A 12,618-nucleotide genomic window follows, 5' to 3' on the forward strand; every position below is an offset into this window, starting at 1 on the left:
TCACCCTTTCACTACTCAATTAGTGAAAGGGTGATTGTCCGAGTGGTCGAGTACCGCATCGACCGGCACAGCGGCGTGGCCACCTACGTCCAGATCGTCCAGCAGACGAAACAGGCCCTGCGCCTGGGGCTGCTGCGGCCGGGAGACAGGCTGCCCACGGCACGGGAGGTCGTCGAGGCCACGGCGATCAACCCGAACACCGTCCTGAAGGCGTACCGCGAGCTGGAACGCGAGGGACTGGTGGAGGCCCGGCGGGGCCTCGGCACCTTCGTACGGCGCTCGCTCGGCGCCGCCCCCGCCGACTCCCCCCTGCGCACCGAGCTGGAGGAGTGGGCGGCCCGCGCCCGCGACGCCGGGCTGGAGCGGGACGACGTGGCCGCACTCTTCACTGCCGTACTCGAGAAACACTTCCAGGGAGACCCGTCATGACCAACACGGCACTCAGGGCCGACGCGCTGGGCAAGCGCTTCGGCCGGCGCGGGGGCTGGGCGCTGCGCGACTGCACCCTCGCCCTGCCCGCCGGACGCGTGTGTGCCGTCGTCGGGCCCAACGGCGCGGGCAAGTCCACGCTCCTCGCCTTGGCCGCGGGACTGCTCGTCCCCACCGAGGGCACGATCACCGTCCTCGGGACGCATCCGGCCCGGGCACGCACACGCGTCTCCTACGTCGCCCAGAGCAAGCCGCTCCACCCGCAGCTCACGGTCGCCGAAACGCTCCGCATGGGCGCCGAACTCAACCCGGAGCGGTGGGACGCGGCCGTCGCCGAGCGGACGACCACCGCCGGCGACCTCGACCCGAAGGCGAGGATCCGCTCCCTGTCCGGCGGCCAGCGCACCCGCGTCGCGCTCGCCCTGGCCCTCGGCAAGCGGCCCGAGCTGCTGCTCCTGGACGAGCCGATGGCCGACCTCGACCCACTGGCGCGGCACGAGCTGATGGGCGGGCTCATGGCGCAGGCCGCCGAGCACGGCACCACGATCGTGATGTCCTCGCACGTGGTGGCCGAGCTGGAGGACTCCTGCGACCACCTGCTGCTGGTGGGCGGCGGCCGGATCCGGCTGGCCGGGGAGATCGACGACGTACTGGCCGCGCACACGCGCGTCAGCGCCGCCGCCGACTCCGCCGACCTCGCCCCGCACACCGTCGTCGAGTCCCGGGTCACCGGCCGCCAGCTCAGCGCCCTGATCCGGCCCACCGGCCCGCTGCCCGCCGACTGGCGCACCGGCACGCCGTCCCTGGAGGAACTGGTCCTCGCCCACCTGCGCAACCCCGAGGCCCCCGGCCTCACCGCCGCGGCGACCGAGGAGGCCTCCGTATGAGTGTCATGACCGCGTCTACTTCGGCAGCCGGGCGGCAACGGACGGACGGCCCACGCCTGACCCGCTGGCTGCTGCGCCTGCACCGCCCGGCGCTGCTCGTCTGGGCGGGGCTGGTCGTCCTCGGGACCGCCCTGCTGCTGTGGCTCGCCGGGCCGGTGACCGACGCGGCGGCGAAGGGCTGGCGGCAGTGGGGCTCCTGCGCCACGTCGACGTGCACGTACGACCAGAAGCCGATTCTGCTGTTCGACGACGCGTACACCTACCTCACCCTCGCCCTGGCCGCCCTGCCGTTCCTGGTGGCCGCCTGGACGGGCGCCGCGCTCGTCGGGCGGGAGATGGAGTCGGGCACCGCACAGCTCGGCTGGACGCAGGGGATCACCCCGGCCCGCTGGCTGACGGCCAAGCTGGCGCTCCCCGCCGCCGCGGTCACCGCGGGAACGAGCCTGCTGGTGCTCCTGCACCGCCGGGCCTGGTCGACGGCCGACGGCCGCATCCGCGGCCTCGACGCCTGGCACATCATGTGGACCTTCCTCACCAACGGCCCCACCGTCGTCGCCTTCGCCCTGGTCGGCCTGGCCGCCGGCGCCTTCACGGGCCTGGTCCTGCGCCGCGCCCTGCCCGCGCTGGCCGGCGCCCTGGTCCTCACCGCGGGCGTCTGGGGCCTTGCCTGGTGGCTCATGCCTCGCCTGTGGCCCGCCGTCACGCACGTGACCAGCTTCAAGCAGGGGTACGACGAGCTGTACACGGGCCTCGAGGTCGACACGGGCCTGGTCACCGCCACCGGCGGGCACATCCCCCAGCCCGCCTGCTCCGCGAACACGTCCGAGGAGTGCCGGCGGCTGTACGAGAAGCTCGGCGGGGTCGGCTACTACAACACCTTCCACCCCTCCTCGCACTTCTGGCCCCTCCAGCTGACCGCCACGGCCCTGGTGCTGGCCATCGCCGTCCTGTTCACCGTGGCCACGTTCCTCGTCCTCAGGCGGCTCACAGGACCACTGCGGACCGCCGGGATCCCGCCGACCGCCGGAACCCTGCAGGCCACCGGCCCGATCACCGAGGGAGCCGCCGGATGAGTTCCGCCGTACTCACGGGCCTGCCCCGCACGGTGCTGCGCCTGCACCGCTCGGCCCTGCTCGCCTGGACCGCGTTCGTCGTCGGCATGGCCGGCTGGCTGGTCTGGCTGAACGAGGTGACCGCGGGCGACGTCCGCGGCGCGGAACGGGGCTGCACCCGCCTCGGCCTGTGCACCGACCCCCTGGCCTCGCTCGCCTACAGCAAACCCTTCGCCTGGATCGGCCTGCTGCTCTGCTACAGCTTCCTGGCCGTCGCCGCCTTCGCGGGCGGTGCGCTGGTCGGGCGGGAGATGGAGTCCGGCACCGCCGAGCTGGCCTGGACGCAGGGCGTCACCCCGGCCCGCTGGCTGACCGCCAAGCTCGCGCTGCCCGCGCTGGCGGTGGTGGCCGGGGGCGCGGTGCTGGTGCCCGTGTACCGCTGGGGCTGGGATGCCAACCACGACCTGACGGGCGACGACTGGTCCTTGCCGGCGGCGTTCGTGGCCAGGGGACCGCTCATGGTGGCCTACGGCCTGTGCGCCCTCGCGGTCGGCGCGCTCGCCGCAGTACTGCTGCGCCGCACCCTCGCCGCCCTCGGCACCGCCTTCGCCACGATGTGGCTGGTCAACGCCCTGCTGGCGCGCTACCGCGCCGACCTCTGGCCGAAGGAGACCCGCACGTCGGCGAAGGGGCCCGACTGGCCCGACGGCGCCTGGCCCCTGAACTGGGGGCGGAACGCCGGCGGCTACTTCGCCGTCTACCAGCCCGAGTCCCATTTCTGGCCCCTCCACCTGGTGGAGACCGGCATCGTCCTCGCCCTGGCGGCCACCGCGACCACGGCGGCCTACACGGTGCTGCGCCGGCGCACCGCCTGAGCCGGGCCACCGCGGACCGACGGTCCCGTACGCCTTTCCACGGGGGGAAAGGCGTACGGGACCGTCACTTTCCCCGCCCTCCCGGCGGCCGGACGCCCGGGAGCCGCCCCCAGATATCCCGCACGTCATGTCGCCGTAACCATCGATTCAGACGACCTTGCGACGCTCAGCCAATGAAGCCCGCCGTGCCAGAGCCTTCGCCACCCCCCGAGGGGTCCGCGGGGAACGGGGCCGTGAAGCTCCCACCCGCACGTTCCGACGCGCCCGTTTCGCTCGTGGCGCGGAACAATGGGGTCATGAGCCAGCCAGACACCCAGGCACAGGTCCAGCACGCGCAGCCCTCCGTGGGCTCCATCGCCGCGCACCGCCCGCACACCGTGGCCGCCGTGGTCTCCGACCTGGAACCCGACATCGATGCCGACCTCGACGCGTACGAGGAGTCGCAAGTCGACGGGGTACAGCTGCCGCAGGGTCGTTTCCTCGACCGGGAGCGCAGCTGGCTCGCGTTCAACGAGCGGGTCCTGGAGCTCGCCGAGGACCCCGACACGCCCCTGCTCGAGCGGGCGAACTTCCTGGCGATCTTCGCCAGCAACCTGGACGAGTTCTTCATGGTCCGGGTGGCCGGCCTGAAGCGCCGTATCGCGACGGGCGTCGCCACCCGCTCCGCCTCCGGCCTCCAGCCCCGCGAGGTACTGGAGATGATCTGGGCCCGCTCCCGCGAGCTCATGGCCCGGCACGCCGCCTGTTACCACGAGGACGTCGCCCCCGCCCTCGCGGAGGAGGGCATCCACCTGGTGCGCTGGGGCGAGCTGACCGAGAAGGAGCAGGCACGCCTCTTCACGCTCTTCCGGCACCAGATCTTCCCCGTCCTCACCCCCCTCGCCGTGGACCCGGCGCACCCCTTCCCGTACATCTCCGGCCTGTCCCTGAACCTGGCCGTCCGGGTGCGCAACCCCGTCACCGGCACGCCGCACTTCGCGCGCGTCAAGGTGCCGCCGCTGCTGTCCCGCTTCCTGGAGTGCTCCCCGGGCCGGTACGTCCCCCTCGAGGACGTCATCGCCGCCCACCTGGAGGAGCTGTTCCCGGGCATGGAGGTGCTGGAGCACCACACCTTCCGGGTCACCCGCAACGAGGACCTGGAAGTCGAGGAGGACGACGCCGAGAACCTGCTCCAAGCCCTGGAGAAGGAGCTCATGCGGCGCCGCTTCGGCCCGCCGGTGCGCCTGGAGGTCGAGGAGAACATCGACCGCGAGGTCCTCGACCTGCTCGTACGCGAGCTGAAGATCACCGAGGCCGAGGTGTACCCGCTGCCCGGTCCCCTGGACCTCACCGGCCTCTTCCGCATCGCCGGCCTCGACCGGCCCGAGCTGAAGTACCGGAAGTTCGTCGCGGGCACCCACCGGGACCTGGCGGAGGTGGAGTCCGCCTCACCGCCGGACATCTTCGCGGCGCTGCGCAGCCGGGACGTGCTGCTGCACCACCCGTACGACAGCTTCTCCACGTCCGTGCAGGCCTTCCTGGAGCAGGCGGCGGCCGACCCGGACGTCCTCGCCATCAAGCAGACCCTGTACCGGACCTCCGGCGACTCCCCGATAGTCGACGCGCTCATCGACGCCGCCGAGTCCGGCAAGCAGGTCCTCGTCCTGGTCGAGATCAAGGCCCGCTTCGACGAGCACGCCAACATCAAGTGGGCGCGCAAGCTCGAAGAGGCCGGCTGCCACGTCGTGTACGGCCTCGTCGGCCTGAAGACCCACTGCAAGCTGTCCCTGGTGGTGCGCCAGGAGGGCGACACCCTCCGGCGCTACAGCCACGTCGGCACCGGCAACTACCACCCGAAGACGGCCCGCCTGTACGAGGACCTCGGCCTGCTCACCGCCGACCCGCAGGTCGGCGCGGACCTGTCCGACCTGTTCAACCGCCTCTCCGGCTACTCGCGCCGGGAGACCTACCGCCGTCTGCTGGTGGCCCCGAAGTCCCTGCGTGACGGCCTGGTCGCGCGGATCAACAAGGAGGTCCTGCACCACCGTGCCGGACGTCCCGCGTTCGTCCGCATCAAGGTCAACTCGATGGTGGACGAGGCGATCATCGACGCCTGCTACCGCGCGTCCCAGGCGGGCGTACCGGTCGACATCTGGGTGCGCGGCATCTGCGCGGTGCGCCCCGGCGTCCCCGGCCTGTCGGACAACATCCGCGTCCGCTCCATCCTCGGCCGCTTCCTCGAGCACTCCCGCGTCTTCATCTTCGGCAACGGGGGCGAACCGGAGGTGTGGTTCGGCAGCGCCGACATGATGCACCGCAACCTCGACCGCCGGATAGAGGCCCTCGTCCGGGTCACCGACCCGGCCCACCGGGCCTCCCTCAACCGGATGCTCGACACCGGCATGTCCGACACCACCGCCTCCTGGCACCTGGGCCCGGACGGCGAGTGGACGCGACACGCGGTCGACGGGGACGGCCAGCCCCTGCGCAACGTCCAGGAGATGCTCATAGACGCCCGGAGGCGCCGGCGTGGCACAGCAACACCTTGACCCGACGGACCCGACGGCCCGGGTGACGAACGGGGACGCCCTCGCGGGCTACCTGCGAGCCCAGGCCACGGAGTTCCTCCGCGCGCTGCGGCAGCACCGGGAGACCGGCGACGGCGGTCCCCCCCATCGGGCGAAGTCCAAGGCGGGGGAGGCAGGCGGCGCGGAGGCGTCCGTCGACGCGGCGCGCGCCCTGCGCCGCTCGGCCCGCCGCATCAGCGGCAGCCTGCACACCTTCCGCCCCCTGCTCGACACCGCCTGGTCGGAGGAGATCCGCCCGGAACTGGCCTGGCTGTCGGGGACCTTGGGGCTGGAGCACGCCTACGAGGCCCGGCTGGAGCGGCTGTTGCTGGCGCTGCACCGGCTGTCGGGGTCGACGGCGGTGTCCGCCCAGGTGGTCGGCGCGGCGGTGGGCGGCCGCGCCGACATGGCGCACGCCCAACTGCCGGTGGAACGCGGCAACCTGACCGTGGGTGCGGCGAAGGCGGGTGCGCTGCTCGACCGCCAGCTCACCCTCGCCCGGACCCGCGCCCACTCCACCGCCCTGCAGGCCCTGGGCTCCTCCCGCTTCCACGCCGTCGCCGACAAGGTCGCCTTACTGGCCAGCGAGGTCCCCCTCACCACTTCCGCCGCCACCACCGACCTGCGCCCCCTGGCCGCCGCCGCGGAGGAACGTCTCACCGACGCGATCTCCACACTCCCCCTGGTCACCGCGGGCCACCCGTACAACGCGGAGGCCCTCGTCCACGGCCTGTCCCCGGACCCGTCCCCCCACCCCCAGGACGGCCCGTGGCACCAGGTCCGCCTGCTGCTGCGCCTGCACCGCTACGCCCGCGAGGTGCTGCACGGCCCGGGCACCCCGGTCGACATGCGGCTGCTGACGGCCGGCCAGTCCCTCAACCGGCACCGGGACGCCTCGGAGGCCGCCGCGGCGGCGGCACAGGCGGCCCGCACCCCGCGCATCGCCCCGGCGACGGCGTACGCCCTCGGTGTGCTCCACGCCGACCAGCGCCACGAGGTCGAGGCGGCGCGGTTCGCGTTCCAGCAGTGCTGGCAGAAGCGGACGGTCAACACCCCCTGACTCACTTCGGCCTTCGACCTTCGATCTTCGACTTTCGATCTTCGACTTTCGATCGTCGGCCTTCGATCTCCGACACGAGGCGGTGAAGCACCGGTGACGCCCCCGAGGGACACCCCCGTACAGGCAGCGGGCTGCGTACTGTGGCGCCGCTCACCGGTGGACGGCCGGCTGGAGGTCTGCCTCGTCCACCGGCCGAAGTACGACGACTGGTCCCACCCCAAGGGCAAGCTCAAGCGCGGCGAGGAGGCACTGGCGGGCGCCGTGCGGGAGGTGGCGGAGGAGACCGGGTACACCTGCGAGCCCGGTGCCGAGCTGTCCACGGTCTGCTACTACGCGGCCGGGCGGCCCAAGGAGGTCCGTTACTGGGCGGCCGAGGCCGTCGCGGGCGGCTTCACCCCCAACGACGAGGTGGACCGCATCCTCTGGCTGACCCCCGCCGCCGCCCGTGACCGCCTCACCCAGCCCCGGGACCGGGACCTCGTCGACGAGCTGGTCTGCCACTCCCCCGTGTGACCTGCGTGACCCGCACGCCCGTCAGCAGCCCGTGTGCCCCTCCGCGTCCGCTCTCGCCTGACTGCGGGCCCGGCGGGCGGGGCCGCGCCAGCCGCACGTACAGCGGGCCACGCAGAAGCGGCCCTGTTCGCTCGTCGTCGTGGAGTGTTCCTGCCCCTGCCGGCCCCGCTCCGGGCCGTCCTGCTGTGCCACGCTGACAACGTTACCCACAGGGGAGTAAACGACTCGTCCGCCCCTTGCCAAGCTCTGGCCGCACCTGCCCGGAGCACGCGTGACGGCCGCCCCCTACTCGTCGTTAACCGGATCGACAGGGGGCGTGTGACGGACGTACCGGCTGGGGGTAGGCAGGCGATGGATCGGCGGCAGCACAGGCGGGCGGGCGGCACGGCCGGCATGGTGGGATTCGCGGTGGGGATCGCCGCCGGTGTGGGCCTCGGCGCCACGGGCTGTTCCTTCAGCGGGGCCGCCGCCGAGGACGCGCGCGGCGCGGGCGACCCGGTCACCACGCTGCACCGCGCCGCCGGAACACTGCGCGAGGCGGGCAGTTCCCAGGCCGCCACGTCGATGGAGATGGCCACCGGCGGCACCCGCGTCACCATCCGCGGCAAGGGCGTCTACGACTACCGCAGGCAGCTCGGCAAGCTGACCGTGCGGCTGCCGCAGGACCCGGCGGGGAACGCCGAGCACCGTCCGATCACGGAACTCCTCGCCCCCGGCGCCCTGTTCATGAAGAACCGCGGCGCCGGGGTGCCCGCGGACAAATGGGTCCGGGTGGACATCGCGACCCTCTCCGACGGCAACCTGGTCACGGGCGGGGCGACCGACCCGTACGCCGCTGCGGAGCTGCTGCGCGGGACACGGACGGCGCGGTACGTGGGGCGGAGCGAACTCGGCGGGATCGGCGTGCGGCACTTCCGCGGTACCGCCGACCTGGCCCGGGCGGCGCGCAGCGCCTCGGCGGGCAACCGGGAGGCACTGGCGGCGGCGGCGAAAGGGTTCGCCACGGCCGAGGTCCCGTTCGACGCCTACCTGGACGACGAGGGCCGCATCCGCAAGATCCGGCAGAGCTTCTCGTTCGTCAACGGCCGGCAGAGGGGTACGGTGGCAGTGGCCTCGACCACACTGCTGTACGGCTTCGGGACCCCGGCGGACGTCCGGCTGCCGCCGTCGAAGGACATCTACGCGGGCCGGATCGCCGAAAACCAGCCATCCGAGGAACGGAACAGCGGACGGTAGCACTAGTCAGAGCGGCTGGCCGTGAACTAGCCCGTCCGTGCCATGCGCCGTGTGTGGAGCCCTGCCTACTCTAGGAAGTCGGTAACGGCAGAGAAGAGGTGACGCACGTGGCTCCGGTCGGCGGTACGGCAGTTCAGGACCACGTGGCCCTCGCCGAGATCGAACTGTGCGGAGAGCTGATCATCGCGGCGTCGGCCGCCGACGAACGGCTCAGCCTGGAGAGCATCGACCAGGTGCTGCGCGTGGCCGAGGAAAGGACCCCGGCCGACGGCTGACCTGCGGGTTCTCCCCTCAGGTGCGCAGCAGGCGGCCGATCGCCCGCGTGGCCTCCTCCACCTTGGCGTCGATCTCCGACCCGCCCTTCACGGCCGCGTCCGCGACGCAGTGGCGCAGGTGCTCCTCCAGCAGCTGGAGCGCGAAGGACTGCAGGGCCTTGGTGGAGGCGGACACCTGCGTGAGTATGTCGATGCAGTAGGTGTCCTCGTCGACCATGCGCTGCAGGCCGCGGATCTGGCCCTCGATCCGGCGCAGCCGCTTGAGGTGCTCGTTCTTCTGCTTGTGATATCCGTGGGTGGTGCCGCCGCCCGTGTCGGAGGGCGCCGTGGCACCGGCCTCGGTCGTCGTCATCGCGCCCCTCCAGTCAAAGCAGAGCTCCGGACAGATACCCCTGGCGGGTATATGGTAACCAATTTCGGTGGGTAGAGGGGTCTTGGTACGCCCCCCTGATGATCGGTTTGACTGATGGGTGACACTGGGGGACGGCCCATTAGCCGTGGCCGGATGATGCGCCTAGCATCACCCTGACCGAAACCGAAGCACCCCGAGGACCCCAAGTGCGCTTTCGTCTGACCCCCAGGGAGACGAGCTTCTACGACATGTTCGCCGCCTCCGCGGACAACATCGTCACCGGCTCGAAACTCCTGATGGAACTGCTCGGGGCGGACGCATCCGCCCGGGCCGAGATCGCAGAGCGTATGCGGGCCGCGGAACATGCAGGTGACGATGCCACGCACGCGATCTTCCACCAGTTGAACTCCTCGTTCATCACGCCGTTCGACCGCGAGGACATCTACTCCCTCGCCTCGTCCCTCGACGACATCATGGACTTCATGGAGGAAGCCGTCGACCTGGTCGTCCTCTACAACGTCGAGGAACTGCCAAAGGGTGTCGAGCAGCAGATCGAGGTCCTGGCGCGAGCGGCGGAGCTGACGGCGGAGGCGATGCCGAACCTCCGCACCATGGAGAACCTCACCGAGTACTGGATCGAGGTCAACCGCCTGGAGAACCAGGCGGACCAGATCCACAGAAAGCTTCTTGCACACCTCTTCAACGGCAAGTACGACGCGATCGAGGTGCTGAAGCTGAAGCAGATCGTGGACGTGCTGGAGGAAGCGGCGGACGCGTTCGAGCACGTGGCGAACACGGTGGAGACCATCGCCGTCAAGGAGTCCTGACCCGTCCATGGACACCTTCGCTCTGATCGTGACCGTCCTGGTCGCGCTCCTCTTCACGTACACGAACGGATTCCACGACTCGGCGAACGCCATCGCGACGTCGGTGTCGACCCGGGCCCTGACCCCGCGGGCGGCTCTCGCCATGGCCGCGGTGATGAACCTGGCCGGTGCCTTCCTCGGCTCCGGGGTCGCCAAGACGGTCAGTGAGGGCCTGATCGAGACGCCCACCGGCTCCTCGGGCATGGCCATCCTCTTCGCGGCGCTGGTCGGCGCCATAGTCTGGAACCTGGTCACCTGGTACTTCGGCCTGCCCTCGTCGTCCTCCCACGCCCTGTTCGGCGGCATGGTCGGCGCGGCGCTCGCGGGCGGCACGGCGGTCCACTGGAACGGCGTGCTCGACAAGATCATCACTCCGATGTTCCTGTCGCCGGTGGTGGGCCTGATCGTCGGTTACCTGGTGATGACCGTGATCCTCTGGCTGTTCCGCCGCTCGAACCCCCACAAGGCCAAGCGCGGCTTCCGCATAGCGCAGACGGTGTCGGCGGCCGGCATGGCCCTCGGCCACGGTCTCCAGGACGCCCAGAAGACCATGGGTGTCGTCGTGCTGGCCCTGGTCATCGCCGGCCACCAGACCTTCGCGGACCCCATCCCCGTCTGGGTGAAGCTGGTGTGCGCGGTGATGCTCTCCCTCGGCACCTACGCCGGTGGCTGGCGCATCATGCGCACGCTGGGCCGGAAAATCATCGAACTCGACCCGCCCCAGGGCTTCGCCGCCGAGACCACCGGCGCGTCGATCATGTTCGTCACCGCGTTCCTCTTCAAGGCGCCGATCTCCACGACCCACGTGATCACCTCCGCGATCATGGGCGTGGGCGCCACCAAGCGCGTCAACGCCGTTCGCTGGGGCGTCGCCAAGAACATCGTCCTCGGCTGGTTCATCACCATGCCGGCAGCCGCCCTGGTCGCCGCCGCGGCTTTCGGGATCGTGAAGCTGGCGTTCCTGTAGGCGGGGCCCGCTCGCCCCGCAGCGGTGCGGGCGAGACAGCCCCCGCCGAGGCCCCGGGCGAAGCCCGCAGGGGCGCAGCGGACGCAGCCTTCGCCGAAGCCCGGGTCGAGCCTGCAGGGGCGCAGCGGACGCAGCCCTAGCCAAAACCCAGGTCGAAGCCCGCAGAGGGGCGGGGGACGCAGTCCCCGTCGAAGCCCGGGTCGAAGCCCGCAGAGGTACAGCGGACGCAGCCCCCGCCGAGACCCCGGGCGAAGCCCGCAGGGGTACAGCGGACGCAGCCCCCGCCGAGACCCCGGGCGAAGCCCGCAGAGGTACAGCGGACGCAGCCCCCGCCGAGACCCCGGGCGAAGCCCGCAGAGGTACAGCGGACGCAGCCCCCGCCGAGACCCCGGGCGAAGCCCGCAGAGGTACAGCGGACGCAGCCCCCGCCGAGGCCCCGGGCGAAGCCCGCAGGGGTGCAGGGGACGCAGTCCCCGCCGGGGTCTGGGGCGGAGCCCCAGGGTGGGGGGACTTTCCAGCCGACCGTCACGGGTGGGTGGGTGGGAAACGCCGGGGTCCAGGGGCGGAGCCCCTGGCGGGGTCCGGGGCGGAGCCCCAGCTACGGCGGCCACCGCACCGCCGACACAGCCAAACCGCCGGACGGCGATGGGCCCGCCCCCGGGAGCCGGGGGCGGGCCCTTGCATCCTCACGGTGGCACCGCCATGCAGCACCGCGAGGGGTCATCGAGCCATCGGCTCAGCCGAAACGCCCGGAGATGTAGTCCTCCGTGGCCTGAACCGACGGGTTAGAGAAGATCCGCTCCGTGTCGTCGATCTCGATCAGCTTCCCGGGCTGCCCCACCGCCGCGAGGTTGAAGAACGCCGTACGGTCGGACACGCGCGCGGCCTGCTGCATGTTGTGCGTCACGATGACGATCGTGAACCGCTCCTTCAGCTCACCGATCAGGTCCTCGATCGCCAGCGTGGAGATCGGGTCCAGCGCCGAGCACGGCTCGTCCATCAGCAGCACCTTCGGCTCCACCGCGATCGCCCGCGCTATGCACAGCCGCTGCTGCTGACCACCGGACAGTCCGGAACCGGGCTTGTTCAGCCGGTCCTTGACCTCGTTCCACAGATTCGCGCCCTTGAGCGACTTCTCGACGATGTCCCCGAGCTCGCTCTTCTTGTAGTTCCCGTTGAGCCGCAGCCCCGCCGCCACGTTGTCGAAGATCGACATCGTGGGGAACGGGTTCGGCCGCTGGAACACCATGCCGACCTCGCGCCGCACCGACACCGGGTCGATCCCGGCCCCGTACAGGTCCTCGTCGTCGAGCATCACCTTGCCCTCGACCCGTCCGCCCGAGGTGACCTCGTGCATACGGTTCAGCGTGCGCAGGAACGTCGACTTGCCGCAGCCGGACGGCCCGATGAACGCCGTCACCGTGCGCGGCTCGACCGTCATCGAGATGTCCTCGATCGCCTTGTGGGAGCCGTAGTAGGCGGTGAGCCCGCTCACGTCGATTCGCTTGGACATAACTACTTCACTTCCAGTCAGTCGCTAGAGGCCGCCAAGCGGCGGTA

The 12,618-nt window shown here is 71.4% G+C and carries 14 protein-coding genes; 11 read left to right on the forward strand and 3 right to left on the reverse strand.

The annotated features are described in order from the left end of the window. The first annotated feature begins 42 nt into the window (after positions 1–42). From ACFYZQ_RS31700 to ACFYZQ_RS31730, 7 genes are all read left to right on the forward strand, one after another. Positions 43–429, forward strand: a complete 387-nt coding sequence (locus ACFYZQ_RS31700) for a GntR family transcriptional regulator (protein WP_388792385.1) — start codon at positions 43–45, stop codon at positions 427–429. Next, entirely contained in the window at positions 426–1,316 is an 891-nt protein-coding gene (locus tag ACFYZQ_RS31705; protein ID WP_389155160.1) for an ABC transporter ATP-binding protein, read from the forward strand. The genes ACFYZQ_RS31700 and ACFYZQ_RS31705 overlap by 4 nt, the downstream gene beginning before the upstream one ends. Beyond that, positions 1,313–2,389, forward strand: coding sequence for an ABC transporter permease (locus tag ACFYZQ_RS31710; RefSeq protein ID WP_389155163.1), 1,077 nt, complete (start codon positions 1,313–1,315; stop codon positions 2,387–2,389). Before ACFYZQ_RS31705 ends, ACFYZQ_RS31710 begins: the two co-directional genes overlap by 4 nt. Then, positions 2,386–3,243, forward strand: coding sequence for a hypothetical protein (locus ACFYZQ_RS31715; protein WP_389155165.1), 858 nt, complete (start codon positions 2,386–2,388; stop codon positions 3,241–3,243). Before ACFYZQ_RS31710 ends, ACFYZQ_RS31715 begins: the two co-directional genes overlap by 4 nt. A 173-nt stretch (positions 3,244–3,416) precedes the next feature. Continuing rightward, positions 3,417–5,771, forward strand: a complete 2,355-nt coding sequence (locus ACFYZQ_RS31720; RefSeq protein ID WP_389155168.1) for an RNA degradosome polyphosphate kinase — start codon at positions 3,417–3,419, stop codon at positions 5,769–5,771. Beyond that, entirely contained in the window at positions 5,752–6,849 is a 1,098-nt protein-coding gene (locus ACFYZQ_RS31725; protein WP_389155170.1) for a CHAD domain-containing protein, read from the forward strand. The genes ACFYZQ_RS31720 and ACFYZQ_RS31725 overlap by 20 nt, the downstream gene beginning before the upstream one ends. Positions 6,850–6,942: 93 nt before the next feature. Then, positions 6,943–7,362, forward strand: coding sequence for an NUDIX hydrolase (locus ACFYZQ_RS31730; RefSeq protein ID WP_389155173.1), 420 nt, complete (start codon positions 6,943–6,945; stop codon positions 7,360–7,362). Positions 7,363–7,383: 21 nt separating this feature from the next. Here the strand turns inward: ACFYZQ_RS31730 and ACFYZQ_RS31735 are convergent, their stop codons facing one another. Beyond that, the gene (locus ACFYZQ_RS31735) at positions 7,384–7,554 is read right to left on the reverse strand and encodes a hypothetical protein (protein ID WP_389155176.1); all 171 of its coding nucleotides are present in this window, start codon (positions 7,552–7,554) and stop codon (positions 7,384–7,386) included. A 159-nt stretch (positions 7,555–7,713) separates the two neighbouring features. Between ACFYZQ_RS31735 and ACFYZQ_RS31740 the strand changes: the two genes are divergently transcribed. Then, complete coding sequence (locus ACFYZQ_RS31740; protein ID WP_389155179.1) at positions 7,714–8,598, forward strand: hypothetical protein; 885 nt, start codon at positions 7,714–7,716, stop codon at positions 8,596–8,598. A 107-nt stretch (positions 8,599–8,705) separates the two neighbouring features. Continuing rightward, positions 8,706–8,873: a hypothetical protein gene (locus tag ACFYZQ_RS31745; RefSeq protein ID WP_389155264.1), complete on the forward strand. Its 168-nt coding sequence runs from the start codon at positions 8,706–8,708 to the stop codon at positions 8,871–8,873. Positions 8,874–8,889: 16 nt separating this feature from the next. Here the strand turns inward: ACFYZQ_RS31745 and ACFYZQ_RS31750 are convergent, their stop codons facing one another. Continuing rightward, positions 8,890–9,225, reverse strand: a complete 336-nt coding sequence (locus ACFYZQ_RS31750) for a metal-sensitive transcriptional regulator (RefSeq protein ID WP_388791411.1) — start codon at positions 9,223–9,225, stop codon at positions 8,890–8,892. 206 nt (positions 9,226–9,431) lie between these two features. Between ACFYZQ_RS31750 and ACFYZQ_RS31755 the strand changes: the two genes are divergently transcribed. Together ACFYZQ_RS31755 and ACFYZQ_RS31760 are read left to right on the forward strand one after the other, a co-directional pair. Next, complete coding sequence (locus tag ACFYZQ_RS31755; protein WP_055490603.1) at positions 9,432–10,052, forward strand: DUF47 domain-containing protein; 621 nt, start codon at positions 9,432–9,434, stop codon at positions 10,050–10,052. A gap of 7 nt (positions 10,053–10,059) precedes the next feature. Then, on the forward strand, positions 10,060–11,058 hold the full coding sequence (locus ACFYZQ_RS31760; protein WP_389155182.1) for an anion permease: 999 nt from the start codon (positions 10,060–10,062) through the stop codon (positions 11,056–11,058). 736 nt (positions 11,059–11,794) lie between these two features. Here ACFYZQ_RS31760 and pstB read toward each other — a convergent pair. Beyond that, a complete protein-coding gene (pstB, locus tag ACFYZQ_RS31765) occupies positions 11,795–12,571 on the reverse strand; it encodes a phosphate ABC transporter ATP-binding protein PstB (protein WP_389155185.1) in 777 nt (258 codons plus the stop codon). Positions 12,572–12,618 lie beyond the last annotated feature (47 nt).

The sequence above is a fragment of the Streptomyces sp. NPDC001843 genome, assembly GCF_042891955.1.
Classification (GTDB): Bacteria; Actinomycetota; Actinomycetes; order Streptomycetales; family Streptomycetaceae; genus Streptomyces.